This is a genomic window from Annamia dubia NIES-4383, assembly GCF_055394725.1.
Genome location: NZ_AP025630.1, coordinates 3160001 through 3186408, shown reverse-complemented (window position 1 = coordinate 3186408; position 26408 = coordinate 3160001). Strand labels below are relative to the sequence as shown.

Sequence of the window (26408 nt, the reverse complement as noted above, 5' to 3'; positions counted from 1 at the left end):
CTATGCTCTTATTATTTAAGACTGTTACAATATAACATATAGTTCTGCTAAATATTAAACTCTTAATATAAATCTTAATAAACTTGTAATAATTTAGTGATGAATTATTGAAACAATAACTCATTTGTGATCTTTGTCACTGCAAACATTATCATATTATTCTCAATGATCATCTTTAGTCATTTTGTCCATCAATCTGCTTAATCTTCCTTATTCCCAAGATTATATATAATAAGTGAATTGAATCATTGTCTTTTGGTAGTTGCAAATTTATGTTAAAGCGTCAAATTATTATTGGGGATGTACATGGTCATTACGAAGCATTACAACATTTATTAGAGGCCATCGCTCCCCTAGCCCATGAAGAAGTCTATTTTTTAGGAGATTTAATCGATCGAGGCCCTGATAGTGCTAAAGTGATTGATTTTGTCATGACTAATGGTTATCAATGTGTGAGAGGAAATCATGAAGAAATGTTACTCGAAATTATTGAATTGGGAACACAGGCCGATGATTTAGTGTATACTTGGCTTTACAATGGCGGACAAGCAACCCTTGATAGTTATCATAATGCTATTGCGATCGAACATATCAATTGGTTAAAAAATTTACCAATTTATTTGGATCTAGGCCATGCTTGGTTAGTACACGCCGGAGTTAATCCCCAACTTAAACTTGAACAACATGATTCTTCAATTTGTTGTTGGATTAGAGATGAATTTCATTGTATGACCGAACCCTATTTTCAAGATAAATTAATTATTACAGGCCATACTATTACTTTTACTTTTCCGGGAGTTGAACCGGGTAAACTGGTAAAAGGGGTTGGTTGGTTGGGTATTGATACGGGGGTATATCATCCCTCTAGTTACTGGTTAACAGGATTAGATTTAACTAATCAAATCGTTTACCAGTACAACCATGATACTAAAGATTTCAGAAAAATTCCTTTAGATCAAGCGATGGTTGAAATTAATCCACAGAGTATTTTAAATCATCGCTCGTTAAAATAATTAAATTAGTTAACAATTATTTATTAAAAATAACAACATTTTGATTGTTTAATATGAATTATTAAATTTATGTTAGAATATGCGCACAATATTGAATGATTAGCTAATTAAACACAATCTTTATTTTATCAAAGGAAATTTATCATCATGCTAAGAAAAGTTTTAGTTGCTTATTCAGGTGCCGGAAATTCTGAAGAATTGTTAAAGTATTTAACTTTACTGCCTAGTTTCAAAGATGCTTCAATTACTTTATTAAATGTTATTTCTACTAAAAATCCTAGTGATGAACTTGAAGCCAAACTTGAAGAAGGTGGCAAGGTTTTGGCTAAAACGATCAGCGAATTAAAACTTGATCCCCATCGAGTTACTACGATTTTACGGCCGGGCGAACCCAAAGACACGGTTTTAACAGTAGCTGAAGAAATTAATGCTGATTTAATTGTGATGGGATCAAGAGGTTTAGGGCGTTTAGAGTCTATTTTAAGAAATTCCGTCAGTCAATATGTGTTTCAATTAGCTAATCGTCCAATGTTACTCGTTAAAGATGATATTTATGTGAAAAGAATTAAACGAGTAATGGTAGCAATGGATAAATCAAATTCTTCTCAAGATGCTTTAAATACTGCTTTATTTTTATTAAGAGATTATGCCGATGGGGAGTTAATTTTAACCAGAATTAATCCTGATTTAGATGCTAATATTATTTTATCGGCCGAAGAAATTGAAAATAATCCGATTTTAGCACCTGCGGCCAAAAAAGCTAAACAAATGGGGGTAAAATGTAGTTGTTTAGTTAAAGGTGGAAGGCCGGCCAAAGAAATCTGTAATTTAGTAAAAGAATTAAATATTGATTTATTAGTTTTAGGATCGCCCGATCGCCGTCCTTCTATTGCCAAAAGTTTACCAGATTTAGATCGTTTATTAGGTAGTTCTTTATCTGATTATGTCAGAGTTAATGCGAGTTGTCCTGTGTTATTAACTCGTACTGAAGGGGCTTAAACAGTACTAATTAATGATTAAGTTGTAAGGATCAACTCATGTAGGGATCAACGGCGGTTGATCCCTATTTAATTTGAATTGTCAATTGTGAACTGATAACATAAGATCAAGTTAACCTAATTATTTTAAGAAAGCTATAAGAAACTACTATGTTAAAAGCCTTACTAGGGGATCCCAATGCCCGTAAACTAAAGAAATTTCAGCCACTGATTGCGGAAATTAATCTTTTAGAAGAAGATTTTAAAAAATTATCTGATGAAGAATTAAGGGGCAAAACTAAAGAATTTCGAGCCAAATTAGCCCAAGCCGAAACTTATGAGGAAACGCAAGAAATACTCGATGAAATTTTACCTGAAGCCTTTGCTGTGGTAAGGGAAGCGGCTATTCGTGTTTTGGGAATGCGTCACTATGATGTGCAGTTATTGGGGGGCATGGTTTTACATAAAGGCCAGATCGCCGAAATGAAAACGGGGGAAGGAAAAACCCTTGTGTCTACTTTACCTGCCTATCTCAATGGTTTAACGGGTAAGGGTGTTCATGTGGTGACTGTTAACGACTATTTAGCTCGGCGTGATGCGGAATGGATGGGTCAAGTTCACCGTTTTCTGGGCTTATCCGTTGGTTTAATCCAGTCTACCATGACTCCGGCTCAGAAAAAGCAAAATTATAATTGTGATGTGACTTATACCACTAACAGCGAGTTGGGTTTTGACTATTTGCGCGATAATATGGCCACCACGATTGACGATGTGGTACAACGTCCTTTTAATTACTGTATTATTGATGAGGTTGACTCTATTTTAGTTGATGAGGCCAGAACTCCTTTAATTATTTCAGGTCAAGTCGATCGCCCTACGGAAAAATATTATAAAGCGGCCGAAATAGCTGAATTATTAGTCAGACAAGAGGAAGAAGACGGTTTTGGCCATTATGAAGTTGATGAGAAAGGCCGTCAAGTTTTAATGACTGATGATGGTTTTGCTAAAGCTGAAGAATTATTAGGAGTTAAAGACCTTTATGATCCGGAAAATCCTTGGGCGCATTATGTTTTTAATGCGATTAAAGCTAAAGAGTTATTTATCAAAGATCGTCATTATTTAGTGAGAAATGGCGAAATTGTGATCGTAGATGAGTTTACCGGAAGGGTGATGATCGGTAGACGGTGGAGTGATGGGCTTCATCAGGCGATCGAGGCTAAGGAAAAAGTGGAAATTCAAAATGAAACCCAAACTTTAGCTACTATTACCTATCAAAACTTTTTCCTACTTTATCCGAAATTATCGGGAATGACTGGTACCGCTAAAACTGAGGAAACTGAGTTTGAAAAAGTTTATAATCTGCAAGTAACTATTATTCCCACTAATTTAATTTCTAAAAGAAAAGATTTAGCTGACATGGTTTATAAAACCGAGTTAGGGAAGTGGAAAGCCGTCTCTGATGAGTGTGCGGAGATGCACGAACTCGGCCGACCGATCTTGGTGGGAACAACTAGCGTAGATAAATCAGAGATTTTATCGGCTCTGTTAACTCAGAAAGGAATTACCCATCAATTATTAAATGCCCGTCCCGAAAATGTGGAAAGGGAATCGGAAATTGTGGCTCAAGCCGGACGTAAAGGGGCTGTGACTATTTCCACCAATATGGCTGGACGGGGTACGGACATCATTTTAGGGGGGAATGCTGACTATATGGCACGTTTAAAGGTGCGCGAGTATTTGATGCCTAAAATTGTCCAGCCTGAAGATAGTAGAAGTCCCGTGGCCGCAGGTTTTGGCCGTGGTAATCTCCAAGGTGGTCAAGGTTTTGGTTCTAATGGGGATCAACCGAAAAAGAAAAATTGGAAGGCTTCTGAGGAAATTTTCCCCACTAAAATTAGTGCAGAAATTGAAAATCAGTTAAAAGAAGCGGTGGATTTCGCCGTCAAAACATACGGTTTTCAGAGTTTAACCGAGTTAGAAGCAGATGAAAAAATTGCGATCGCCGCCGAAAAAGCTCCCACTGATGATCCGGTGATTTTAGAGTTGCGCAAGGTGTGTAACTTAGTCAGAGATGCTTATAAAGAATTTACGAAAAAAGAGCATGAGGAAGTAGTTAAGGCGGGAGGCCTTCATGTGATCGGGACGGAGCGCCATGAGTCACGCCGGATTGATAATCAGTTACGGGGAAGGGCAGGAAGACAGGGGGATCCGGGTTCTACTCGCTTTTTCCTCAGTTTAGAAGATAATCTATTGCGCATTTTCGGCGGTGATCGTCTGAAAGGGATGATGGAATTATTACGAGTGGAAGAAGATATGCCGATCGAGTCTAAAATGTTAACTCGTAGTTTAGAGGGTGCGCAGAAAAAGGTTGAAACCTTCTATTATGACACCCGAAAACAGGTGTTTGAATATGACGAAGTGATGAATAACCAACGCCGCGCCATTTATGCGGAACGTCGTCGAGTTTTAGATGGTTACGATCTCAAAGAACAGGTGATCCAATATGCGGAACAAACGATGGAGGAGATCGTTGACGCTTATGTTAACCCTGAGTTACCGCCTGAAGAATGGGATCTAGAAAGTTTAGTCAATAAGTCGATCGAGTTTGTTTACTTGATGAAAGATGTCACCCCTAAAGATATTGAGGATATGACAGTAAATGAGATCAAAACTTTCTTAAAAGAGGAAGTGCGTAAGGCTTATGATCTTAAGGAAAATCAGGTAGAAAAAATCCAAGCCGGCCTGATGCGTCAAGCGGAGCGTTTCTTTATTTTGCAACAAATAGATAACCTCTGGCGTGAACATTTACAAACGATGGACTCTTTACGGGAGTCGATCGGTTTACGGGGTTATGGTCAACAGGATCCCTTGATCGAGTATAAACAGGAAGGTTACGAAATGTTCCTTGAAATGATGATTGATATTCGCCGTAATGTGGTTTATTCCTTATTCCAGTTTCAACCCCAAGCCCAACCCCAAACGGTTTAAACAGTGACCAGTGACCAGTGACCAGTGACCAGTGACCAGTGACCAGTGACCAGTAACCAATAACCAATAACCAATAACCAATAACCAATAACCAAGATGATTGATATTGAACAAGTTAAAAAAGTTGCTCTGTTAGGACGTTTAGAATTAACTCCCGAAGAAGAAGCTCAATTTTCTACTCAATTAAGTAGTATTTTAGATTATTTTGAGCAATTAAGTGAGTTAGATACTACTAATGTTGAGCCTACTACCAGAGCGATCGAGCTTAGTAATATTACTCGCCCCGATCAGCAAAAATCCTACGGCGATCGAGAAGCTTTATTAGATCAAGCCCCCGAAAGAGATGAGGACTTTTTTAGAGTTCCGAAAATTCTCAGTACCGATGAAAATAATTAATTTTAATTATTGACAATTGACAATGGACAACTGACAATGAACTATTAATATTTTTCTAAAAGCCCCTGCCCCTAAAATGGGAGACAAGGGGTAAAATTAAACTATCTTATTATTTATTAATATTATTTAAAACTAAAAAATTAAAACCTTGATTAATCATTTTTCTATTAATATTTTATCTGTAATTCAAAATTCTTCTACTGATACACCCCTAAGTCAAATTAATTGTTTTCAAGCGATTGTTTTTGGCTTCATTCAAGGGTTAACGGAATTTTTACCTATCAGTAGTACCGCCCATCTTAAGGTCATTCCTGAAATTTTATGGAATCATGATCCGGGTGTTGATTTTACAGCAGTGATTCAATTAGGTAGTATTTTTGCAGTTGTTTCTTATTTTTGGCAAGATTTAAAACAAGTTTGTCAAGGCTCACTCAAAGCCATTCAGACACAAGATTATCACTCTAAGGATTTTCAAATAGCCAAAGGAATCTTTTTTGGAACTTTTCCCATTCTTATTATTGGCGCAATTTTGGAAATTTTCCAAATTGACTTAGACAACTCCGTTAGAGGTATGATGATCATTGCGATCGCCTCCATCGTTATGGCCTTATTCCTCGCTTTGGCCGAAAAAATTAGCCAACATCTGCGAAATTTTGATCATCTTAAATTAAGTGATGCCCTTATGATGGGTTTAGCCCAGTCTTTAGCCATTATACCAGGAGTTTCACGCTCTGGCTCAACCATTACGGCCGGCTTATTTATGGGGCTAGATCGCGCCAGTGCGGCTCGTTTTTCCTTTCTATTAGGCATCCCGGCCATCACCTGCGCAGGTTTAATCAAGTTAAAAGACGTTTTCGGTGCTAGTTTTACCATTAATGAAATATTAATTTTAATCGTTGGTGTGATTTCTTCGGCTTTTTTCTCATATATGGCGATCGCATGGTTAATTAAATATTTACAAAAAAAAGATACATGGATTTTTGTCTGGTATCGTTTAGGTTTTGGAGTATTTATTTTAATTCATGAATTGGCATTTAGAAGTTAAAAAATAGATTCAATTATTGATAATTGACAATATTAAATAATTGTCAATTGTCAATTACTTAAAAATCCTGTCTTGATCATTAAACCTGATTTATAAATTAGTAGAAATCGCTTGAACTGGACAAGTAGGAATACATTGTTCACAAACAACACAAGTAGATCTAATAAACTTTAAAGCAAAAGTTTGAGCATCTAAAATTAAAGATTCGGTAGGACAAACCCCCGTACATAAGCCACAATCCACACAACTTTCCTCATCAATTAAAATCTCTCTACTGGCTAAAGAAATTTGAATACCTTGACTATTAATCCAATCAATAGCCGCTTCTAATTGATCAATATCTCCCGATAATTCTAATACTAATTTTCCAATTTGATTAGGTGCAACTTGCGCCCGAATAATATTGGCCGCAATATTAAAATCTTTGGCCAAAATATAGGTCAATGGCATATTAATAGTTTGTTGAGGAAAGGTTAAAGTGACACGCTTTTTCATAATTAATGATTAGTTAAATTTCCCTATTTAAAGATTAACATGGTTCAATCTTAATGGCTGACTCACTGAAAAGCCTTGATCAACAATGATTTTAAGCGATTTCCCCAAAAAAATAAAAAAATTTGCCAAAACCCCTTGCCATTTCCAAAAAACTGTGTTATATTGTCTAAAGTGACAAACGAAAGGAAACAAACCAACGGGCGGTTAACTCAGCGGTAGAGTGTCTGCCTTACAAGCAGAAGGCCACTGGTTCAAATCCAGTACCGCCCATCTCAAATAACAATTATCATACCTTTGAAAAGGACTTACAATTATTAGTTGTAAGTCCTTTTCAGGCTTTTGGTAAAATCTTTTGGTAAAATTTAAAAAAGTAAAAAATTGCAAAATATTCGTACAAGTTAAGAAAGCTGTTTGGATTATACATAGGAATCGAACCTATAAAGCCAGATCTTGAGTCTAGTGCGCAACCATTACGCCAGTATGTAAGCTTTCTTAGTTAGGGTACGAATAGAGAATTAATTTAATTCTCTATTCTTAGATTACAGATGTAATACATTTTTGTCAAGGCAAAAACTGGAATTTTTTTTGCGATGAAAATTACAGTTTTTAAAACAGAATAATTAATTATTAATGGGTTGAGGGATCAAAAGTAACAATGAATACAGTTATTTCAAATTTGTTAGGATTTGCTGACAACCTGATCCCCAAAAATACTAAAAAACCCCGAAAAGCTTATATAGAGAGATTATGGTCAGAGTAGACAAATCGCTAAAACTTTGTTACATTTGTACACAAATCCAAACCTCTAGCAAAAAATTAATTTTTTTGGCAAAGAGTTTTTATAAAACAAAGATAAAACGCAATTATTTAAAAACAACGATTAAAGTTAACTTTTAACCACTGGTCAGAATAAAGACTTGACAAAGTTGTTAATACTAAATCGGAGAAAAACATGGCAAAAGAACGCCCACCTTTAGAAGATATGACGTTGCGCCAACTACGCAAAGTTGCGAGTGAATACAACGTCTCCCGTTATAGTCGAATGCGCAAAGCTCAACTTTTATCGGCGATCCAACAAATTGAAAATCAACAATCTACTCCCATTTCATCACCATTAATTATCAAGGAGGAACAACAAGTGGAAGCGGCTAAATTTGAAGTAGGTCAAGATGATCTCACTGGAGGCCCTTTAGCTTCTGTAGATGAAGTTTTAGGCGATCTCCCCGGCGGTTATGGTGAAAGCCGAATCGTCTTATTACCCCGTGATCCCCGTTGGGCTTATACTTACTGGGATGTGTCCCATGAACATAAGGAAGACTTACGCCGTCAGGGTGGCCAACAGTTGGCTTTACGCATTTATGATGTAAGTGATATTGATATTAATTATCAAGCCCCCCACAGTGTGCAAGAATATCTGTGTGATGAATTGGCAAGGGAATGGTATTTACCTATCCCAGTGAGCGATCGTGATTATATTGTGGATATTGGTTATCGTTGTGCCGATGGACGTTGGTTAGTCTTAGCACGTTCCGCACCTGTGAAAATTCCTCCCGTTTATCCTTCCGACTGGGTAGAAGATATTTTTGTGACCGTACCTTGGGAAGAAGATTTAACCGGAAAAACCGTTTATGAACTTGTACCGCCCAGCAAACGCTATAGTCAAGAAACGGCTCAAACTGGCACAGGGACAAGTATTTACGGCGATATGTTTGCCATGGCTCAAGGGGCTGAGGCTCAACGCATTGCAGGTTCTCTCTATGGCTCGATGCAACACGTTGCAGGATCTCTTTATAGTTCCGCTAGTTTACAGCAGTCTTTAAGTTCCTATATTTTCCCTTCGGGCGTGGGAATGTGGGCTTTACCGACTGCTTCTGGTATCAATATGTCCGGTATTGGCATGAATATGTCCGGTATTGGCTTTGCGTCTGCACCTCCGGCTCGTCCTCGTAAATTCTGGTTAGTAGCTGATGCGGAATTAATTGTTTATGGTGCGACTGAGCCTGATGCCACTGTAACCATTGGTGGTCGTCCCATCAAACTCAATCCTGATGGTACTTTCCGCTTCCAGATGTCCTTCCAAGATGGCATGATTGATTATCCGATCGTGGCAGTAGCGGCCGATGGAGAACAAAAACGCTCTATTCACATGAACTTTAACCGTCAAACTCCTTCCCGTTATACCAATACGAAAGAGGAAGCCGTTGAAGAATGGTTTGTGTAAATTGAATTAAAGTTAACTAAGATTAATTAGCCCCTAAATCTAAATTTTGGGGTTAATTTTTTTTGTTTTTGTTGAGGTTAGGACTTACGCATTGACAAATAGAGAGTAAAATGCTCATTGAAAGATTTGTATCTTAGAATACATTTTTCTCTAAAATTTCTAGTTGAAATTCCAAACTTGACAAAATGTCCATTCAAACCCAAAATATAGTCCTTGAACAATTTAAGATTGAATTGATTGACAATGAAACTAAAACAAAAACAGGAAAAAGCTAAATGTAATTTGCCAACATATACCTTATTTTTATTGTCAGAACCTAAATTGATTAGTTGTCAAAGATTATCGGATATTTTAGGAGATCTATCTCATGATGCCATCAATCGTTTTTTAATTAGACAACAATATACTCCCAAGGATTTATTTGAAGCAATTAAGACTTTAATTAATTTAAATGGGGAACATTAAGCGTAGATGATATGGTAATAGACAAGGAACAAGGCTTTTCATTTGCCTTAAAATCGAACCGAAAAGTGGCGATTGAACAAGGTAAATTTGTGCAACTCAAAGACCTAGAAATTAAAGAAGAAGGATTAATCGTTGATCTCAAAGAAGTAGGTTTGGTAAAAGTATTTACAACTAGATTCAAAAACGAAACTAGGTATTATGCTATATTTTTACCAAACTATCATGAACTGAAAAAGATTAATAGAGAAAAATTTACCATAGTTCATGATCAACATTGGGGAATTGAACAATATCATCGAGCGTTAAAACAAGTTTGTAATATTGAAAGATTTTATGTGCGTCAAACTGCGGCAATTTCCACTCATATTTTTAGTTCAATCTGGGCTTTTATTCAATTAGAATTATTTCGATTTAATTCAGAGATTATCAATTGGTATCAGTTGAAAAGAAATATGTTTAATGAAGTAATCCGCTCGTTTATTCTAAATAATTTAGATTCTAAATTTCTTAATCTAAATTATTTGATTTCAGATCATATTTAAAGGTTTAATACATATTTTGTTTTTTTTGTCAATGCGTAAGTCCTAAATAATTAAAAATTAAAGATGATTAGTATTAATAAGAGCTTGAGGTTGAATAATAGTAATTTGAGGAAGTTGAATGAAATCGTTAGGATTAAAAGTTAATAAATGAGTAATATGATGAGTTTTCATCACGGCTAAAAGTCTAAGATCATGGGTACGTTTTCCTTTAATATTGTAGTCTGTTACCAGTTGTAACCAATTAAGAAAAATGTCTGGAGTTTCCTCAAGTAAAATAAATTGAGCAATAAATTGATTAATTTTTTCTCTAGTTTCTTGAGGTGTCCAACCTAAACCATTAACATTACTTGGGCGAGTAGCAACTACCCAAAATTCTACTAAAACTTGAGATGTAATAACACCTAGATCACCTAAAATTAAGATTTCTTTGATGGCATTAATTACTAAATGATGTTGAGGAGATGAGGTATCAGCTATTCTTAATAAAATATTAGTATCAAGTAAATATTTAATCATTAATATTCATCCTCATACATAGTATCACGATGTAAGGCTTCTTCAGGTAAATTAGCACTGGTTTTGGGCAAGGTTGCCACAAAATCTAACCATTTTTTTACCCTTTCTTCTGGGGCAAGGTTAGGCTCTGGAGATGGTAGGGAAGTTAAACTTTTCTGTTTCAAAAATTCACTAAAATTTAAGACTTCCTCTTGTTGTTTTAAGGGCAGTTGTTTAAGATTTTCTAAGACTGCTTGTTCAATGTTCATAGTGGGTTTTTGTTAATAAATGTGGACAATATTATGATCAATTAAAGAGATAAAATAAAGTTTTTTAAATGTTCAAAAGCCGAATTATTAAAATCAAAATAACCCGCTTCTGAAGCTTCAGCTAACCTTTTATCAGGAATTTCCCTACTTGCTAACCAAGCATGAATTTTCGCTTTATCTATATTTTTAGGAAAAATTTGAGATTGATGGCTGATACAATCAAAATATTGATTAACACAATTGAGAGCATTATCATCTTTTAAAGATGCTAAACACAAAGTTTCTAACATTCCTGAATTTTGATTATCTGGTAAGATAAAAATACTAATTTTTGGGATGTCTTGACTTGATTGGGATAAACTATTAGGAATAGATAAATTCGCTTTAGTTAAGGCAGAACAAATACTCTCAAAAATACTTTTAATTGATTTATCATCAGTATCTCTAGTAATACCAATTGAAACTAATTGAGCAAAATTTGGTCTAACTTTTAAAGTCTTGAGATATTTAGGTAAATTATCTTTCCCTTGATAAGATTCTACCATAATATCATCAAGGTTTAAATATTTAAGAAAGCTTTGAAAAAATCTCAGTTCATCATTGCCTTCTCCGATTAATAATTTAGGTTTAGTAATAACTTTAATTTCTTGATTCATTATCTCATCTCAAAATCCATTTCTACAGAAGTATCTATTGTTTCTTGGTCATAAGTTATACTTTCAATAACATGATTAACCCTTTGGAAACGATGATAAGCAAAATCATAAATTTCATTTTTTAAAAAAGCATTATGAGCCGATTTGATACATTCTAAACTGTGGGTAGTAGCAAATATTTGATTATTAGTTTCTCTAGCGGCTTGGGCAATAGCTATCCAAATTTTAGTAGTGATAGAATGATGTAATCCATTTTCGATTTCATCAATTAAAATTGTCCCATTTTGATTATTAAATATCGCTAAAACTACGGATAATAACCGTCCCATTCCTTCTCCCATTAAAGGGATAGGAATTAAAGAACTTAAGCCAATATCGCCATAAATAGTAGGAACTCCCCCTGTTACTAACACGGCTAAACGCTTTAATCTCGGTTCTAATATTTTTAATATTTCTATTACCTGTTCTTGACTATTAACTATTTCTAAATTACTAAATTTTTCCGCATCTTCTGTGGGAGAAATTCTTAAACGACTACTCAAAAATTCAGAAGGTGGGAAAGATTCTAAATGTCCATTTTCTTGTTTTATTCCTATTTTAACTTGTCGATCTTCTTCATCTATGGTTAAATATAATCTCACCGTAAAATTTTTAGTTCCTTGATGATATTCTAAACATAAATCTTTAAAAATACCTCTTTTATTAGTTTTAGAATTAATGGGAAAAAATCTTGTTTCTTCGGCTTTATCTAATTTTAATTTAAGTTCGCTATTTTCTTCGAGATCACTGGTGGTGCTAATTGAAATAACTTTACTACTCTTTTTATCAAAAAATAACCATTCACAAATATCTTCAACATCAAAAGTATCTTCTCTTAAAATACCTCTTAAAAAATTTAATTTAAAAGGTAATTCAATCGAATTTAAACCGGATAGTAAAAAAACACTTTCTAAAAAAGCGGTTTTACCAATATTATTAACGCCACTAATTAAATTTACTCGTTTTAAATTATCGATCGTAAATTTTTCAAAACACCTAAAGTTTTTAATTGTAATTGATTTAAACATAAAATTTAGCTTTTTTATTCTCCTTTAAAAAATAATACTAATTTACGACTGTTGTAAATTTGTTCAATAATTTCCTCGTCAGTTTGTTCATCTTCCCATGTACCAAATGTCTTTAATAAGGCTTGATTATTGGTGGATAGTTGTTGCTGATTACTTTCAGATTTTAAAGTACGTTTGACAATAGTTTCAATCAGATTTTCTAAATCCATCACTGTTAAATTATTTAGGGTTTGATTGGAATTTACCATAATTTACTCCACTTGATTTTTAATGATAATTGTAGCATATTTATTTAACTATAAGGTAGGGAATGGTTCTAATTTATTGGTGATAATTAAAGTTTAAAATATATTGTCACTACTAACTATAATTGTTAATTTTTAAGCTAAAACTAATTCAAATTTTACTTGCATTTTTAAAGCATTTGCTATTAAATTTAAGATTAAAAATGAGTCCCCTTCATAGTCAGCATTTTCGATACTTTCAAGGGTTAATTCATCAAAATTAATTAATTTAGCTAGGTCTTTAGTAGTAAGATGATGAAGTTCTTTTAGTTTAAAAATTTCCCTAGCTACTTGATCATCAAGACGAGCTTTTTCTAATTCTAATTGGCGAGTAGGATCATCTTGATAATATCTTTGATAAAGTATTTGTAAACCATCGTTAGTTGTTAGTTTTTCTTTCATTTTACCTCCTGTGAATAAGTATATAATTCGGGATTTTGTTCAAATTTAGTTTTATTTTTGATTGCCTTATCTATTTCCGAAGGCGGAACTTCTTTTTCTTTAATAATACCATGAGAAATAATAACCGCTTGATTTTGATAGAAAAAATAAAGAATCCGATAATTAATTCCTTGAAATCCGATTCTTAATTCATAAATTTTATCTCGTAAAAAGAAAGCGGTGGTTGTTTATCCTGCACCATTCGCTCCCCCTATTACATAAATATTATTCATTTTAACTATGATATACTAATTTATTGATCAGGTAAGCAATATGTTTAATTTATTGGTTATAATTAGACATCTCTATAAGACATCTCTATAATATAATAGAAATAAAAAAATTAAGCTATCATCAACAAAGATTTTAAGGAGAAATAGCCAAAATGAGTAATTATACTTGGCAATATATTCAAGATCACAAACAAGCAACTAAAAGATTATTGGGAATTAATTATGAACAATTAGAACTGCTAATTGCACATCTTTTAATCTTGGAGAAACAAGCAAAAGAAGAATCCGAAAAACAAAAAACTAGAATTATCAATTCAGGGGGTGGTAGAGAGAGTAAACTTTCAAAAGAAAACCAGATTATTTTGACTTTAATTTATTTAAGACATCATCTGAGTTTTCAACTATTAGGTATCGTCTTTCAAGTAAGTGAATCAACAGCCAATAATTTGTTTGATTATTGGCAAAAATTATGAGAGAAGCTTTGCCATGCTCTTTACTAGAACAAGTAAAAAGTCCCCAGAAAAAATAGAAGAAATGTTGGAAAAATTGAAGGAAAATGAATTATTAGTAGATAGTGAAGAACAGCCAAGAGAAAGACCTTTAGACTATGAAGAACAGAAAAAATGTTATAGTGGAAAAAAATGTGAACATACTTTTAAAAATCAATTAATTAGTCTTCCAAAAGGCCGAGATATTGTGGATGTAGTGGCGGGAAAACCAGGGCCTTCAAGTGATATTAACATCTGTCGTCAAAATCTTAATAAGTTTGGGATAGATCAAAGGTTTAAAGGGGATAAAGCTTATGTGGGAGAGCCACAAATTATTACCCCAAAGAAAAAACCGAAAAAGGAGTATTAACTCAGGAAGAAAAAGAAGAAAATAAAAAGATTTCATCGGTAAGAATATTTATAGAACATTTAATTAGAATCATAAAAATATGGCGAGTAGCAAGAGAAAGATTTAGATTAAGAAAAGATAAATATCAGTCAGTATTTTTAACAGTTTGTGGGTTAGTGAGATTAAGAATTGAGAGTTTAGTTTTAGAAATAGTAAAATCATCGTCATCAAGTGAAGTAATTGATGTTTTAATCAGTCATACTTTTGGGAGGAAATTAGATTTAGAGGAAATTTTGACGTGAAATTAACTTTACAGCGATTGATTGCTGAGTGCTGATTAAAGATGAAACTGTTACCATATAAGCTTTATCAGTTATTGGAGATGTCTAAAGGAAATGGTTTTCCTAGATACAAGAAGAAAATGCGGAGTTTTGTCTTTCCGGCTATGCTCAAAAATTGTTTAGCAAAAGGGAAAATTAAACTACCACAATTGGGATGGTTAAAGATTAGACAATCAAGGGATTATCCTACTGGCTTTGATGTTAAACAAGCTAGAATTGTTAAAAAAGCATCTGGATATTATGTGATATTAACCTTTCAATCACAAGAACAATGTCCTAATGCTCCCGTTGGGAAAACCAGTTTAGGGATAGATGCCGGAATTGAAAGTTTTGTAGCTACTTCTAATCAAGAATTAATCAAAGCACCTAAGTTTTTAGTAAAATCACAGCGTAAGCTTAAATTGCTACAAAGAAGATTGAAACATAAAAAAATAGGTTCTAAAAACTGGTTAAAACTCCAGCAGAAAATAGCAAAAGTTCATGAACAAATTGCTAATACTAGAAAGGATTGGCATTTTAAATTAGCACATAATCTCTGTAATCATAATTTGAACCGCTGAGGTTTTCTATACTAATTAAAGTATCATTTAAGGCTTCACCTAATGTACCTTTATTGGTAGTTAAACTAACATTAACGGCGGAAGTTGCGTTAAGATAGGTTGCCGTATCAATACCATTCCCACCATTAAGAGTATCTGCGCCTAAACCACCGTTTAAACTATCGTTACCATTATTACCCGTTAAGTTATCATTACCTGCTAAACCTTTTAAAATGTCATTACCACCTAAACCTTGAAGGGTATCATTATTATTAGTACCGGTTAAAGTATCATTACCACTTGTACCAATAAAATTAAGAACATTTAAGGCAAAGCTTTGATTGACACTGCTTCCTTGTAAATCGGTAGCAATCAGTTTAATATTATAAGTTCCAGCACTTGTCGCTGTGGGAATACCACTAAAGGTACGAGTTGCACTATTAAAAGTTAACCAAGAGGGTAAAGCATTACCATTTTCTAGGGTTGCACTGTAGGTGAGAGTATCATTTTGATCAATATCGGTAAAAGTATTAAGAGGAAAAGTATAGGTAAAATTATGTCCTTCGCCTATAGTTTGAGAGGGAATATGATTTGTTACGGTGGGTGTATCATTTACAGGATTAACGGTGACAGTGAAGATATTATCTACATATTTACCGTTAGCTGTACCTCTGACTGTAATATTAGCTATCCCAAATTGATTTTCTAAATAATCAAGAGTTAATTGATTATTATTAATTGTTGCTGTTAATAATCCTATATTACTATTAGCAAAGACAGTTTTAACTATGTTATCTCCCTCTACATCACTGAAAACGTTAGTTAAATCAATGATAGTATTATCGGCATCTTCATTAACAGTTAGAGGTGCGATCTCGTTACTGACTACAGGTGCATCATCTACAGGATTAATGGTAATATCAAAGACTGTTTCGTTAATATTACCATTTTCGCCATCAGCAACAGTGAAGCTAAAATTATCAGAGGTGGTTTCACTGCCATTGTGAGTGTAACTGAGACGGTTATTGTTAATATCGTTTTGGGTAAAGGTATTACCAATAATTAACGTCACATTATTAAGAGTTAAACTTCCGTTATTAGGCAAATCGGTTAAGGTGTAAACAATTTCATTGTTAGTGTTATCAAGATCAGTTACTAGGAGTTGGGTATTGGCGATCGCTTGACTATCACCTTCATCTAATAACAGTTTCTCATTAATTAATAATTGAAGATCAGGCAAAATAGTAAAGGAAACTGGCAAAGTATTTTGACCAGTATTTCCAGCACGATCTTCAACAGTGGTACTATTAATAGTTAGTTGATAAGTACCAGGAGTACCAGTTAATTGTGTTAATCCATTAATACGATAAGTGGTATCAGAGAGATGTTCAATAGTAATACTTGTTAGATCAAGTATTTCACTACCATTACGGATTAAGGTAAGATCGCTACTATTAAAAGTAGCTAAATTAATTACTTCTGAGAAGCGAACATCAAGATAGTTGACATGATTAATAGTAGGTGCATTAGGAAGGTTTAAGACTTCGAGAATACTAGGTTTAGTTAGGTCAGTAAATAGTGTGATCTCAGTTGAATTAATGTTACTAGCACCATCAATTATCCGTATTTCTAATTCTTGATTCCCTAAAGTTGTTAAGGGAATAGTAGCATTAAATTGATAATCAGTAACGATAGCTTGTCCCAGAGATTGATGGAGTTTAGTATCATAAACATAAACTTTTAAGCCATTTTCACTGAGACTTCCACTAAGGGTAATATTGGTAGTATTAATCAGGTTAACTGTATTTAAGTTGATGCTATTTTCACCTATTTTAAGATTACTAGGAGCATCTGGTGGAGTAATATCCATTAACCAAGTTTCGGAAGCTGATCCTGTACCTAAATTACCGGATAAATCTTTAATTGCGTTACCATTAACCGTTAAAATATAGTTTCCTTCGGTTTGTGTGAGGTTACTTAAGCCATTAATACGGTAAGTAGTATCATTAATGGCATTAATAGTAACCGTGTTGTTAATTAAGTTACTGCTACCATTACGAGTAAGAGTAATATCTTCCCAAGTGAAGGTACTTAAATCAATAGATTCAGAAAGGTTAACATCAAGGGATGAAACAGGAATATTGCGAGGATCAAGCTGTAAATGTTGAATATTCGTAATAGTCGGTGGGGTATTATCTGTGTTTCCTGTAGCAGTTTTAATCCAAGTTTCACTAAGTGAACCTGAGCCTAATTTACCATCTAAATCGGCAATTTGAGTTGCATCAACAGTTAATTGATAATCGCCATCAGTGTTAGTTAATGTTTCTAATCCTGTAATTTGATAACGAGTAGTTGATAGGGGAATAATTGAGATATTAGGGGTAATTAAATTTGTGCCATTATTCAGAGTTAAAATTAGATCGTTGTAATTGAAAGTATTGGCTTTTATCGGTTCAGAAAATTCTACAATAATGGCATTAACCGCAGTGGAACGAGGATCTGGAGTAACATCAATAATATCGGTAACGGTAGCACCACCAGAGGTATAAATAACGGTATAAGTAGTTTCTCCAGGGTTAGCATTATAGTCAAGAAAATGTAAGATATTTTCGTAGATAGGAGAACCTGTAGCGGGAAAAGTGCGATCGCTTATCCAAACATTATCTAAGTTAATAGCAGTACCATCAGACCGTAAAACTTGACTAATTTCTAATGTACCATTACTGGGATCTGCTAGGTGTAAATATGTCCAACCACTATTGACATTGGCTGTAATTTGTGCTTGTAAATTGTCAATGGTTGTTGTAGCATTAGTAAGGACATTTACAGGGGCAGTAGTGCCATTACTCAAGTAGAGAATATCAGGATAGAAATTAGCATCAAAGGTATCATTAACTAAGAAATCAGGTAAGTTATCACTATCCACATTAACTTTGTGAGTAAGTTCGTGAATATTGACTTCTTTAATCAAGGATAATTCAGGTTTTCCTAAATCGTTAATATGTTCAAAAGTAGCGTTATATTCAGTAAATCTACCTTGCAATGAAGACTTGAATAACCAATCAGCAACTACAGTTTCTCCGGCTACAATATTACCGAAATCAACGTTTAATGACGGGGTAATAGATTCACTTCCGATTTGAGTACCGATAATATTAAAGTCAATTAGTAAACCTTTTTCATTATCAATAATCTTGGGTTGTGCGGAGTTAATATGTAAGTTTTTAGCAGTTCCTTTACCTTCATTTCTGATTAGCATTCCTAATGAGAAAGGAACAGATGTTTCTATAGACCTCTTGCGAAAGTGGGATCATGAAAGTACAATAAAGAAAAAATTGGAGAACAGAATATGAATTATGAAGAAGTCAAAAAATTAAACTCAACTGAGTTTAAACGCTATTGTGGAGTTCAGCTCGAAACATTTAATGATATGGTAAAAATTGTCAAAGCTGAAAAAATACTCCAAAAAAAACCGGGAAGGAAAAGCAAATTATCTATAGAAGATCAAATATTAATGACTCTTGCCTATTTAAGAGAATATCGTTCTTTTTTCATTTAGCAATTGATTGGGGAATTCATGAATCAAATGTTTGTCGAATTGTGAATAAAATTGAGAAAATTTTAATTAGTTCAGGTTTGTTTACTTTACAGGGGAAAAGAACGCTAATTCAAAGTGAGAATGAGATCGAAATAGTAGCAGTTGATGTCTCAGAACATGAGATAGAACGTCCTCAAAAAAAACAGAAAAGTTATTATAGTGGGAAGCAAGGCTATCATACAATAAAATCCCAACTATTGATCAATAAAAAAGTGCAGAAATAATTTGTACAGCTTTTGCAAAAGGACAAATTCATGATTTTAACCTGTTTAAAAAAGTAAAATAAATCTAAATGAAGATACCAAATGTTTAGCAGATAAAGGGTATCAAGGAATTAATAAAATTCATAAAAATAGTACCATCCCTATCAAAAAAGAAGAAACAAAAACTCAGTTCAGAAGAAAAACAATTTAATCGTCAACTAGCAAAAGAAAGGATAATTGTTGAACATATTCATCGTCATTTGAAAATATTTAAAATACTTTCATCACGATATAGAAATAGAAGAAAACGTTTTAGATTAAGATTTAATTTAATTGCAGGTATTTACAATTATGAGCTTTCTTTGAAGACAAAATTGGCGATCGTCTGATACTTTCGCAAGAGGTCTATTGCACTAACTTCTCCATTAAATCCCCCCGTCCGAATAACTGTTACTTGAACGCTGGTTGCACCATTTTCTCGAATACTATACTCAGGTTGACTCAAAGATAAAACACTATTACCAAAAAATCCTTCTGTCCAAGTTGCACCGTAAACTGTACCGTTATTGTCATTTCCAGCTAAATCACTAACAATATTTCCTGTAGCTTCATTAAACTGCCAATAACCTATTAATCCGGTTTCAGTTCCGTTTAACGTATGATTCATATTCGCCTGGATTTCTTCTTGAGTTCGCGCTTGATTCCACATCCGAACTTCATCAATATTTCCATTGAAATAACGGACTGTATTAAAAGTGACACAACCAAAATCAAGAACACCGTTATTATTTACGGGTGTTCCAGTGAAAGGAACTGACTGACTTAGTATTCCATCCAAATAAATGCTTAGGGTAGAACCATTTAAGACTCCTGCAACATGATGCCATTGATCATCAAGAATATTTGTCGTTGTCAATGCTGTAATATGTTCAGTGCCATTTCCTACGGAAAAGCCAAGAATACCATTAGTGGCTAATCCTTGAATAGTCCAACCACTGAAAGCTGGAGCTATTCCATGAGATTTATCCACTAAGGCAAAGAGTTGATCACCACTAAATTGATCTGGTTTGGCTTTAAACCATAGTTCGACAGTAAAAGCAGTATTAATATTCAAGTTATCATTATGGGGAATCTGAACATAATCATTAACGCCATCCAATAATAAGGAAGTTTCCTCATCATTTTTTTCTATTTCAAGAGTTTTTCCCCCTAAAGTAAGCGTTGCTGTGTCATCTTCTGTTTTTAGTGAAGCTAAGTCTTGAGAAGACAGATTTTTCCCTTGTACTAAAGCTGAAAAGATTGCTCCCTCATCACCAAGACTATCTACTGAATTAATCTGAGCGTCAATAAAATGTCCAATTTCCTCTAAAACAACACTCTTAATACTTTCTGGAGTTGCAGATTTGAGAAAATTATCCGATAGATAAATGGTATTGGTGCTACTAGCGTAAGCTCCGTTAGCATTACCTAAAATCTCGCTATTAAGTATCTCTATCGAAGGAATTTGACTAAAATCACCGATTTGCCATAGAGATCGCACAGTTGCGGCTAGATTGTGATTATATTCTGTCCCGAAAGTAGTATCAAGGATATTCCAGAAGTCTTCACTATTGGCAAATAAACTCAGTTGATCATAGGTTAAAGACAAAATATCATTGATATTAACCGACTCAAGATTCAGGGCTTTGTTAGACATCTCTTTGCCCTCCTTTTGTATTCTTAAAAAAAATAATTTAATGTAGATATATATTTGTTTTTTTTAGAATACCCACCCATAATCCTAGCAATTTAATTAAAAATATTGTCTTAATTTAAGAAAAATTTAAGATTCTAGTTTAGACTAAAAATATTTTGCAAGACAAAAAATTAAACCAAATCAGAAAGTAGATCAGACAACTCACCTTGTAGATCCTGACGGTTATCATCATAGATCATTAAAGTATTCAAATCAGCATGACGGGATAACTTCTGCACCTTGCGCACATTCCCTCCGGTGGCATCAAGAGCCGCCGTAATCCCCGAATGCCTGATCCGATGAGGCGAAATCACCTTAGTAATACCCGCTTCAATCGCCACCTTACGCACCAATTGATAAATAGCCGTCCCCGTGATACCATGACCATAGTGAGCATGGTCTAAGGCAATAAATAAAGGCTGATGGAGGTCTAATTCCCCTCTAGCCTGTAACCAATCTAAAATAGCATTAACCGTAGGTTTAGCCAAACTCACCGCCTGTTGTTGTTGCCCTTTGCCCTTGCCAATAATCAATAAAGATTTACCTTCCAAATCTAAATCTTTAATCAAAGTTTGCGCAATTTCGCCCCGTCGTAAAGCATTATCCCACAACAACCTTAAAATCGCATAATCTCGTTTACCCTTCAAAGTAGAGCGATCGGGAATAGCCAACATCAGGGCATAACTTTCCTTACTAACACCCGTCGTATCCCGATAACGAATGACCTTATCCCCCTTAATACTATCTAAACTATAACAACATTCGCCCAATTGATTTCCCAAACGCACCAACGACTTAATCGCCGCCAAACGCCGATTAATGGTAGCAGAGGATAACTGACGCTTTCGCAAAGAAGACTTATATTGTAAAACCACAGCCGTCGCTTGTTTTTGCTCAAGAGAGAGAAACTCTTTCACCAAGAGGGGATTAGGCTCAGTAGCACCCGTCAAAAACTGAAAAAAATCCCTTAAATCTTTGGCGTAGGCACGTCTAGTTTGGGATGAGCGCTTATCCTCAAGTAACTGGGTGAGAATGTCGGGGTTAGTGAGATGATTAAACTGGAGATGGACTTGAATTTGACTCATGAGCTTGTGATAATAATCCTTGTCATACTGCCAAAAAGTTAGAAGTACCTGAGAATATAATTTTGTTATTTCAACCACCTTATTGTCCAGAAGTAAATCCGATTGAAAGACTGTGGTTATATATCAAACAACAGTTAAAAAATATCTGGTTTAAGAACTTGGATGATGTCAAAAATAAAGTAGCTAATATCTTAAATAATTTACAAGAAGATTTTATCCTGTCTTTAGCAGGTTGGGATTATATTGTGAATGCTTTATCTGTGTAGCTACTTTTTGTAAATGGTATCAGATCTGTCTCAAGTGATTCGCTTACGTCCTCTTTCGGGTAATGAGGAGCAAGTTTGCGGTATTTTTACCCCCTTAGGTGAAAAAATTGAACCGGCCGAGTTTCCTCTCCCCAAAACTCAAACTTTACAAAATCACTCGGCGGCACAGTTACTTCTTGATGCGGCTAGATTAAGTTTAAGGAGTGGGGCGGGTCCTTTTCGCTGTTTGGGTCGTTTATCGGTGCGTCCTCGTCCTTATCAGTTAGTTCCTTTGTTAATGGCTTTACGTCAAGAAACGGTACGCTTATTGATCTCTGATGATGTGGGGGTTGGTAAAACGATTGAAACGGGCTTAATTATTCGAGAATTGTTAGAAAGAGGAGAAATTAAACGAGTGGCTGTACTTTGTCCCCCTCAATTATGTGAGCAATGGCACAAAGAACTTAAAGAGAAATTTCATCTGGAAGGGGTCGTGATTAGATCCGCCACTGTCTCTAAATTAGAAAGAAGTTTACCTACTGGTAATCATCACATTTTTGACTATTATCCAGTAATAATTGTGAGTATGGACTATATCAAATCAGAACGACGCAGAGCGAGTTTTTTGGCATATTGTCCTGATTTGGTGGTAGTAGATGAGGTGCATACCGCTAGTAGTGGGGGTGAAGGGACAAGGCAACAACGTCATCAGTTAGTGAGTGCCATCGCCGAAAAACCTCAGCAAAATTTAATTTTATTAACGGCTACGCCCCATAGTGGCATTGAGGCCAATTTTCTCTCAATTTTAGGCCTATAGGACTTACGCATTGACAAATAGAGAGTAAAATGCTCATTGAAAGATTTGTATCTTAGAATACATTTTTCTCTAAAATTTCTAGTTGAAATTCCAAACTTGACAAAATGTCCATTCAAACCCAAAATATAGTCCTTGAACAATTTAAGATTGAATTGATTGACAATGAAACTAAAACAAAAACAGGAAAAAGCTAAATGTAATTTGCCAACATATACCTTATTTTTATTGTCAGAACCTAAATTGATTAGTTGTCAAAGATTATCGGATATTTTAGGAGATTCATCTCATGATGCCATCAATCGTTTTTTAATTAGACAACAATATACTCCCAAGGATTTATTTGAAGCAATTAAGACTTTAATTAATTTAAATGGGGAACATTAAGCGTAGATGATATGGTAATAGACAAGGAACAAGGCTTTTCATTTGCCTTAAAATCGAACCGAAAAGTGGCGATTGAACAAGGTAAATTTGTGCAACTCAAAGACCTAGAAATTAAAGAAGAAGGATTAATCGTTGATCTCAAAGAAGTAGGTTTGGTAAAAGTATTTACAACTAGATTCAAAAACGAAACTAGGTATTATGCTATATTTTTACCAAACTATCATGAACTGAAAAAGATTAATAGAGAAAAATTTACCATAGTTCATGATCAACATTGGGAATTGAACAATATCATCGAGCGTTAAAACAAGTTTGTAATATTGAAAGATTTTATGTGCGTCAAACTGCGGCAATTTCCACTCATATTTTTAGTTCAATCTGGGCTTTTATTCAATTAGAATTATTTCGATTTAATTCAGAGATTATCAATTGGTATCAGTTGAAAAGAAATATGTTTAATGAAGTAATCCGCTCGTTTATTCTAAATAATTTAGATTCTAAATTTCTTAATCTAAATTATTTGATTTCAGATCATATTTAAAGGTTTAATACATATTTTGTTTTTTTTGTCAATGCGTAAGTCCTAAATTGTCTAATAAAATTTTTCACTTGTAGCCAAATATCTTCTACAAATATCTTCTAAAGGCTAAAAGCCTTGTTTTATAATATTTTCAGCCTTAGCGTTGTTTTTCGCACACTTGCTACCCAAACGCCTCTAAGTAATGATAACAAAAAAACCACCCGTAGGGATGGTTTTTTTGTGTTGAAAAAGGAGCTTGGCATCGAACTATTTTCCCGTCCGGCAACCCGGAAAGTATCTTCGCCGCTCATTCGTTTCACCATCGAGTTCGGGATGGAATCGAGGTGGGACCAAAAGGCTCAAGACACCAAGCAATGGGTAAAAAACCCTCAAGATTACATAGAGTGAACAATAAGTCAGAAATTAAAATTAGGTCAAGCCCTCGGTCGGTTAGTAAGTCTCGACTTCATCCATTACTGGACTTCCATCTAACTCCTATCAACGGGTGGTCTGCCCGTGACCTTACCAGGTTAACCCTGTGAGAGTACTCATCTTGAGGTGGGCTTCCCACTTAGATGCTTTCAGCGGTTATCACCTCCGCACTTGGCTACCCTGCGTTTACCGTTGGCACGATAACAGGTACACCAGAGGTGCGTCCTTCCCGGCCCTCTCGTACTAAGGAAGACTCCTCTCAATACTCTTACGCCTACACCGGATATGGACCGAACTGTCTCACGACGTTCTGAACCCAGCTCACGTACCGCTTTAATGGGCGAACAGCCCAACCCTTGGGACCGACTTCAGCCCCAGGTTGCGATGAGCCGACATCGAGGTGCCAAACCTCCCCGTCGATGTGAACTCTTGGGGGAGATCAGCCTGTTATCCCTAGAGTAACTTTTATCCGTTGAGCGACGGCCCTTCCACTCAGTGCCGTCGGATCACTAAGACCGACTTTCGTCCCTGCTTGACTTGTAGGTCTTGCAGTCAAGCTCCCTTCTGCCTTTGCACTCCACGGCTGATTTCCAACCAGCCTGAGGGAACCTTTGTGCGCCTCCGTTACCATTTAGGAGGCGACCGCCCCAGTCAAACTGCCCACCTGAAACTGTCCTCCCCCCGGTTGACGGGGGTGAGTTAGAATTCTAGCTTCCTGAGAGTGGTATCTCACCGTTGGCTCTGTTTTCCCCACAAGGAAAACTTCAACGCCTCCCACCTATCCTGCGCACAAGAAGCCCGAACACCATTCCAGGCTACAGTAAAGCTTCATAGGGTCTTTCTGTCCAGGTGCAGGTAGTCCGTATCTTCACAGACATTCCTATTTCGCCGAGCCTCTCTCCGAGACAGTATCCAGATCGTTACGCCTTTCGTGCGGGTCGGAACTTACCCGACAAGGAATTTCGCTACCTTAGGACCGTTATAGTTACGGCCGCCGTTCACCGGGGCTTCGGTCACTAGCTTCAGGATTGCTCCCTGACCAACTTCCTTAACCTTCCGGCACTGGGCAGGCGTCAGCCCCCATACTTCGTCTTACGACTTGGCGGAGACCTGTGTTTTTGGTAAACAGTCGCCTGGATCTCTTCACTGCGACCCCCCTCTCAGGGGGTACCCCTTCTCCCGAAGTTACGGGGTCATTTTGCCGAGTTCCTTAGAGAGAGTTATCTCGCGCCCCTTGGTATTCTCTACCTCCCTACCTGTGTCGGTTTCGGGTACAGGCCTTTCTAATTTATGAAGTTTAGGGCTTTTCTTGGAAGCCTGAAATCATAGCACTTCCCTCCTTAGAGGGTCGGACTCCCACCTTAGCTCAGTCTGTTTTCTCCAGACCTCATCACCTCGAATGGTTGCACTAGGTATTCCAACACCTAGCCACTTGATTCCTTCTCCGTCCTCCTGCTTCAATTAAAAAGGGTACGGGAATATTGACCCGTCGTCCATCGACTACGCTCTTCAGCCTCGCCTTAGGTCCTGACTAACCCTCCGTGGACGAGCCTTGCGGAGAACCCTTAGGGTTTCGGGGTATATGATTCTCACATATATTTTCGCTACTTAAGCCGACATTCTCACTTCTATACAGTCCACATCTGCTCACCGCTAATGCTTCACCCCATATAGAACGCTCCCCTACCGATTTGTTGTTATACTAAATCCCACAGCTTCGGTAAATAGCTTAGCCCCGTTCATTTTCGGCGCAGGAGCGCTTGACCAGTGAGCTATTACGCACTCTTTTAAGGATTGTCGCTTCTAGGCAAACCTCCCGGTTGTCAATGCACTCCCACCTCCTTAATCACTTAGCTATTATTTTGGGACCTTAGCTGGTGGTCTGGGCTGTTTCCTCTTGACGATGAAGCTTATCCCCCACCGTCTTACTGGTTAATTCCTCTGGGGTATTCTGAGTTTGCCTCACTTTGGTACCGCTCTCGCGATACGCAGATGAAACAGTGCTTTACCCCCAGTCTTACTTTAACCAGCTCGCGCCTAAACACATTTCGGGGAGAACCAGCTAGCTCCGGGTTCGATTGGCAT

The 26408-nt window shown here is 35.7% G+C and carries 26 protein-coding genes, 1 tRNA gene, 2 rRNA genes and 5 pseudogenes (1 of these 34 cut by a window edge); 21 read left to right on the top strand and 13 right to left on the bottom strand.

From position 1 onward, the window contains the following. The first annotated feature begins 272 nt into the window (after positions 1–272). The 5 genes from Anndu_RS14375 to Anndu_RS14355 all read left to right on the top strand — a co-directional run bounded on the left by Anndu_RS14375 (position 273) and on the right by Anndu_RS14355 (position 6419). The gene (locus tag Anndu_RS14375; RefSeq protein ID WP_464101848.1) at positions 273–1013 is read left to right on the top strand and encodes a metallophosphoesterase family protein; all 741 of its coding nucleotides are present in this window, start codon (positions 273–275) and stop codon (positions 1011–1013) included. Between the two features lie 147 nt (positions 1014–1160). Then, the gene (locus Anndu_RS14370) at positions 1161–2012 is read left to right on the top strand and encodes a universal stress protein (protein WP_464101847.1); all 852 of its coding nucleotides are present in this window, start codon (positions 1161–1163) and stop codon (positions 2010–2012) included. A gap of 149 nt (positions 2013–2161) precedes the next feature. Beyond that, positions 2162–4978: a preprotein translocase subunit SecA gene (gene secA, locus Anndu_RS14365; RefSeq protein ID WP_464101846.1), complete on the top strand. Its 2817-nt coding sequence runs from the start codon at positions 2162–2164 to the stop codon at positions 4976–4978. A 96-nt stretch (positions 4979–5074) separates the two neighbouring features. After that, positions 5075–5374 (top strand): Asp-tRNA(Asn)/Glu-tRNA(Gln) amidotransferase subunit GatC, encoded by a 300-nt coding sequence (gene gatC / locus Anndu_RS14360; RefSeq protein ID WP_464101845.1) that lies wholly within the window; start codon positions 5075–5077, stop codon positions 5372–5374. Between the two features lie 148 nt (positions 5375–5522). Beyond that, positions 5523–6419 carry an undecaprenyl-diphosphate phosphatase gene (locus Anndu_RS14355; RefSeq protein ID WP_464101844.1) on the top strand — a complete coding sequence of 299 codons (897 nt, stop codon included), beginning with the start codon at positions 5523–5525 and terminating at the stop codon, positions 6417–6419. Positions 6420–6509: 90 nt separating this feature from the next. Here the strand turns inward: Anndu_RS14355 and Anndu_RS14350 are convergent, their stop codons facing one another. Then, complete coding sequence (locus Anndu_RS14350) at positions 6510–6914, bottom strand: NIL domain-containing protein (RefSeq protein ID WP_464101843.1); 405 nt, start codon at positions 6912–6914, stop codon at positions 6510–6512. A 198-nt stretch (positions 6915–7112) separates the two neighbouring features. Between Anndu_RS14350 and Anndu_RS14345 the strand changes: the two genes are divergently transcribed. The 4 genes from Anndu_RS14345 (at position 7113) to Anndu_RS14330 (ending at position 10142) form a co-directional block, all read left to right on the top strand. Further along, positions 7113–7184 (top strand) — tRNA-Val (locus Anndu_RS14345). 682 nt (positions 7185–7866) lie between these two features. After that, on the top strand, positions 7867–9135 hold the full coding sequence (locus Anndu_RS14340) for a DUF4912 domain-containing protein (RefSeq protein WP_464101842.1): 1269 nt from the start codon (positions 7867–7869) through the stop codon (positions 9133–9135). A gap of 243 nt (positions 9136–9378) precedes the next feature. After that, entirely contained in the window at positions 9379–9600 is a 222-nt protein-coding gene (locus Anndu_RS14335; protein WP_464101841.1) for a hypothetical protein, read from the top strand. Positions 9601–9611: 11 nt separating this feature from the next. After that, complete coding sequence (locus Anndu_RS14330) at positions 9612–10142, top strand: transposase (protein ID WP_464101840.1); 531 nt, start codon at positions 9612–9614, stop codon at positions 10140–10142. A gap of 57 nt (positions 10143–10199) precedes the next feature. Here the strand turns inward: Anndu_RS14330 and Anndu_RS14325 are convergent, their stop codons facing one another. The 7 genes from Anndu_RS14325 to Anndu_RS14295 form a co-directional block, all read right to left on the bottom strand. Next, positions 10200–10658, bottom strand: a complete 459-nt coding sequence (locus tag Anndu_RS14325; protein WP_464101839.1) for a type II toxin-antitoxin system VapC family toxin — start codon at positions 10656–10658, stop codon at positions 10200–10202. After that, entirely contained in the window at positions 10658–10906 is a 249-nt protein-coding gene (locus Anndu_RS14320; protein ID WP_464101838.1) for a hypothetical protein, read from the bottom strand. The genes Anndu_RS14325 and Anndu_RS14320 overlap by 1 nt, the downstream gene beginning before the upstream one ends. Before the next feature lie 41 nt (positions 10907–10947). Next, positions 10948–11562: a DUF3226 domain-containing protein gene (locus tag Anndu_RS14315; RefSeq protein ID WP_464101837.1), complete on the bottom strand. Its 615-nt coding sequence runs from the start codon at positions 11560–11562 to the stop codon at positions 10948–10950. Further along, complete coding sequence (locus Anndu_RS14310) at positions 11562–12629, bottom strand: AAA family ATPase (RefSeq protein ID WP_464101836.1); 1068 nt, start codon at positions 12627–12629, stop codon at positions 11562–11564. Before Anndu_RS14310 ends, Anndu_RS14315 begins: the two co-directional genes overlap by 1 nt. Before the next feature lie 14 nt (positions 12630–12643). Beyond that, positions 12644–12877: a hypothetical protein gene (locus tag Anndu_RS14305; protein WP_464101835.1), complete on the bottom strand. Its 234-nt coding sequence runs from the start codon at positions 12875–12877 to the stop codon at positions 12644–12646. Between the two features lie 132 nt (positions 12878–13009). Then, positions 13010–13315, bottom strand: coding sequence for a hypothetical protein (locus Anndu_RS14300; protein WP_464101834.1), 306 nt, complete (start codon positions 13313–13315; stop codon positions 13010–13012). Beyond that, entirely contained in the window at positions 13312–13470 is a 159-nt protein-coding gene (locus tag Anndu_RS14295; RefSeq protein ID WP_464104106.1) for a hypothetical protein, read from the bottom strand. The genes Anndu_RS14300 and Anndu_RS14295 overlap by 4 nt, the downstream gene beginning before the upstream one ends. Before the next feature lie 269 nt (positions 13471–13739). Between Anndu_RS14295 and Anndu_RS14290 the strand changes: the two genes are divergently transcribed. The 4 genes and pseudogenes from Anndu_RS14290 to Anndu_RS14275 all read left to right on the top strand — a co-directional run. Next, on the top strand, positions 13740–14060 hold the full coding sequence (locus Anndu_RS14290; protein ID WP_464100878.1) for a helix-turn-helix domain-containing protein: 321 nt from the start codon (positions 13740–13742) through the stop codon (positions 14058–14060). A 13-nt stretch (positions 14061–14073) separates the two neighbouring features. Further along, positions 14074–14543 (top strand): annotated as a pseudogene (locus Anndu_RS14285) (transposase family protein); the annotation flags it as partial. Positions 14544–14600: 57 nt separating this feature from the next. Further along, a complete protein-coding gene (locus tag Anndu_RS14280) occupies positions 14601–14726 on the top strand; it encodes a hypothetical protein (RefSeq protein WP_464100876.1) in 126 nt (41 codons plus the stop codon). A gap of 83 nt (positions 14727–14809) precedes the next feature. Beyond that, positions 14810–15307: pseudogene (locus tag Anndu_RS14275) on the top strand (RNA-guided endonuclease InsQ/TnpB family protein); the annotation flags it as partial. Here Anndu_RS14275 and Anndu_RS14270 read toward each other — a convergent pair. Continuing rightward, positions 15282–17174, bottom strand: coding sequence for a cadherin-like domain-containing protein (locus Anndu_RS14270; protein ID WP_464104105.1), 1893 nt, complete (start codon positions 17172–17174; stop codon positions 15282–15284). The pseudogene Anndu_RS14275 and the gene Anndu_RS14270 overlap by 26 nt on opposite strands. 1479 nt (positions 17175–18653) lie before the next feature. Between Anndu_RS14270 and Anndu_RS14265 the strand changes: the two are divergent. The 3 genes and pseudogenes from Anndu_RS14265 to Anndu_RS14255 all read left to right on the top strand — a co-directional run. Next, positions 18654–18880, top strand: a pseudogene (locus Anndu_RS14265) (helix-turn-helix domain-containing protein); the annotation flags it as partial. 24 nt (positions 18881–18904) lie between these two features. Next, positions 18905–19126, top strand: a complete 222-nt coding sequence (locus Anndu_RS14260) for a hypothetical protein (protein WP_464104143.1) — start codon at positions 18905–18907, stop codon at positions 19124–19126. Between the two features lie 92 nt (positions 19127–19218). Then, positions 19219–19494 (top strand): transposase family protein, encoded by a 276-nt coding sequence (locus Anndu_RS14255; protein WP_464104082.1) that lies wholly within the window; start codon positions 19219–19221, stop codon positions 19492–19494. Here Anndu_RS14255 and Anndu_RS14250 read toward each other — a convergent pair. Next, positions 19455–20801 (bottom strand): LamG-like jellyroll fold domain-containing protein, encoded by a 1347-nt coding sequence (locus Anndu_RS14250; protein ID WP_464101833.1) that lies wholly within the window; start codon positions 20799–20801, stop codon positions 19455–19457. The two genes, Anndu_RS14255 and Anndu_RS14250, sit on opposite strands and share 40 nt — an antisense overlap. Positions 20802–20971: 170 nt before the next feature. Further along, the gene (locus Anndu_RS14245) at positions 20972–21925 is read right to left on the bottom strand and encodes a tyrosine-type recombinase/integrase (RefSeq protein WP_464101832.1); all 954 of its coding nucleotides are present in this window, start codon (positions 21923–21925) and stop codon (positions 20972–20974) included. Between the two features lie 35 nt (positions 21926–21960). On the opposite strand from Anndu_RS14245, the pseudogene Anndu_RS14240 reads away from it, so the two are divergent. From Anndu_RS14240 to Anndu_RS14220, 5 genes and pseudogenes are all read left to right on the top strand, one after another. Beyond that, positions 21961–22056, top strand: a pseudogene (locus tag Anndu_RS14240) (hypothetical protein); the annotation flags it as partial. A 148-nt stretch (positions 22057–22204) separates the two neighbouring features. After that, a complete protein-coding gene (locus tag Anndu_RS14235; protein ID WP_464101831.1) occupies positions 22205–22987 on the top strand; it encodes a DEAD/DEAH box helicase in 783 nt (260 codons plus the stop codon). A 162-nt stretch (positions 22988–23149) separates the two neighbouring features. Next, positions 23150–23397, top strand: a pseudogene (locus Anndu_RS14230) (IS701 family transposase); the annotation flags it as partial. After that, positions 23383–23676: a hypothetical protein gene (locus Anndu_RS14225; protein ID WP_464104146.1), complete on the top strand. Its 294-nt coding sequence runs from the start codon at positions 23383–23385 to the stop codon at positions 23674–23676. The pseudogene Anndu_RS14230 and the gene Anndu_RS14225, both read left to right, overlap by 15 nt. Next, a complete protein-coding gene (locus Anndu_RS14220; protein ID WP_464104145.1) occupies positions 23646–23912 on the top strand; it encodes a hypothetical protein in 267 nt (88 codons plus the stop codon). Before Anndu_RS14225 ends, Anndu_RS14220 begins: the two co-directional genes overlap by 31 nt. Before the next feature lie 233 nt (positions 23913–24145). Here the strand turns inward: Anndu_RS14220 and rrf are convergent. Both rrf and Anndu_RS14210 read right to left on the bottom strand, forming a co-directional pair. Beyond that, positions 24146–24263, bottom strand: a 5S ribosomal RNA gene (rrf, locus tag Anndu_RS14215). 58 nt (positions 24264–24321) lie between these two features. Beyond that, positions 24322–26408: ribosomal RNA gene (locus Anndu_RS14210) — 23S ribosomal RNA — on the bottom strand; it runs 804 nt beyond the window's last position.

Excerpts from the sequence above, each read along its gene's own strand:
- Anndu_RS14375 (WP_464101848.1), top strand. The coding sequence starts at position 273 with ATGTTAAAGCGTCAAATTATTATTGGGGATGTACATGGTCATTACGAA.
- Anndu_RS14370 (WP_464101847.1), top strand. The coding sequence starts at position 1,161 with ATGCTAAGAAAAGTTTTAGTTGCTTATTCAGGTGCCGGAAATTCTGAA.
- secA (WP_464101846.1), top strand. The coding sequence starts at position 2,162 with ATGTTAAAAGCCTTACTAGGGGATCCCAATGCCCGTAAACTAAAGAAA.
- gatC (WP_464101845.1), top strand. The coding sequence starts at position 5,075 with ATGATTGATATTGAACAAGTTAAAAAAGTTGCTCTGTTAGGACGTTTA.
- Anndu_RS14350 (WP_464101843.1), bottom strand. The coding sequence starts at position 6,914 with ATGAAAAAGCGTGTCACTTTAACCTTTCCTCAACAAACTATTAATATG.
- Anndu_RS14340 (WP_464101842.1), top strand. The coding sequence starts at position 7,867 with ATGGCAAAAGAACGCCCACCTTTAGAAGATATGACGTTGCGCCAACTA.
- Anndu_RS14335 (WP_464101841.1), top strand. The coding sequence starts at position 9,379 with ATGAAACTAAAACAAAAACAGGAAAAAGCTAAATGTAATTTGCCAACA.
- Anndu_RS14330 (WP_464101840.1), top strand. The coding sequence starts at position 9,612 with ATGGTAATAGACAAGGAACAAGGCTTTTCATTTGCCTTAAAATCGAAC.
- Anndu_RS14325 (WP_464101839.1), bottom strand. The coding sequence starts at position 10,658 with ATGATTAAATATTTACTTGATACTAATATTTTATTAAGAATAGCTGAT.
- Anndu_RS14320 (WP_464101838.1), bottom strand. The coding sequence starts at position 10,906 with ATGAACATTGAACAAGCAGTCTTAGAAAATCTTAAACAACTGCCCTTA.
- Anndu_RS14315 (WP_464101837.1), bottom strand. The coding sequence starts at position 11,562 with ATGAATCAAGAAATTAAAGTTATTACTAAACCTAAATTATTAATCGGA.
- Anndu_RS14310 (WP_464101836.1), bottom strand. The coding sequence starts at position 12,629 with ATGTTTAAATCAATTACAATTAAAAACTTTAGGTGTTTTGAAAAATTT.
- Anndu_RS14305 (WP_464101835.1), bottom strand. The coding sequence starts at position 12,877 with ATGGTAAATTCCAATCAAACCCTAAATAATTTAACAGTGATGGATTTA.
- Anndu_RS14300 (WP_464101834.1), bottom strand. The coding sequence starts at position 13,315 with ATGAAAGAAAAACTAACAACTAACGATGGTTTACAAATACTTTATCAA.
- Anndu_RS14290 (WP_464100878.1), top strand. The coding sequence starts at position 13,740 with ATGAGTAATTATACTTGGCAATATATTCAAGATCACAAACAAGCAACT.
- Anndu_RS14270 (WP_464104105.1), bottom strand. The coding sequence starts at position 17,174 with ATGGATATTACTCCACCAGATGCTCCTAGTAATCTTAAAATAGGTGAA.
- Anndu_RS14250 (WP_464101833.1), bottom strand. The coding sequence starts at position 20,801 with ATGTCTAACAAAGCCCTGAATCTTGAGTCGGTTAATATCAATGATATT.
- Anndu_RS14245 (WP_464101832.1), bottom strand. The coding sequence starts at position 21,925 with ATGAGTCAAATTCAAGTCCATCTCCAGTTTAATCATCTCACTAACCCC.
- Anndu_RS14235 (WP_464101831.1), top strand. The coding sequence starts at position 22,205 with ATGGTATCAGATCTGTCTCAAGTGATTCGCTTACGTCCTCTTTCGGGT.
- Anndu_RS14225 (WP_464104146.1), top strand. The coding sequence starts at position 23,383 with ATGGTAATAGACAAGGAACAAGGCTTTTCATTTGCCTTAAAATCGAAC.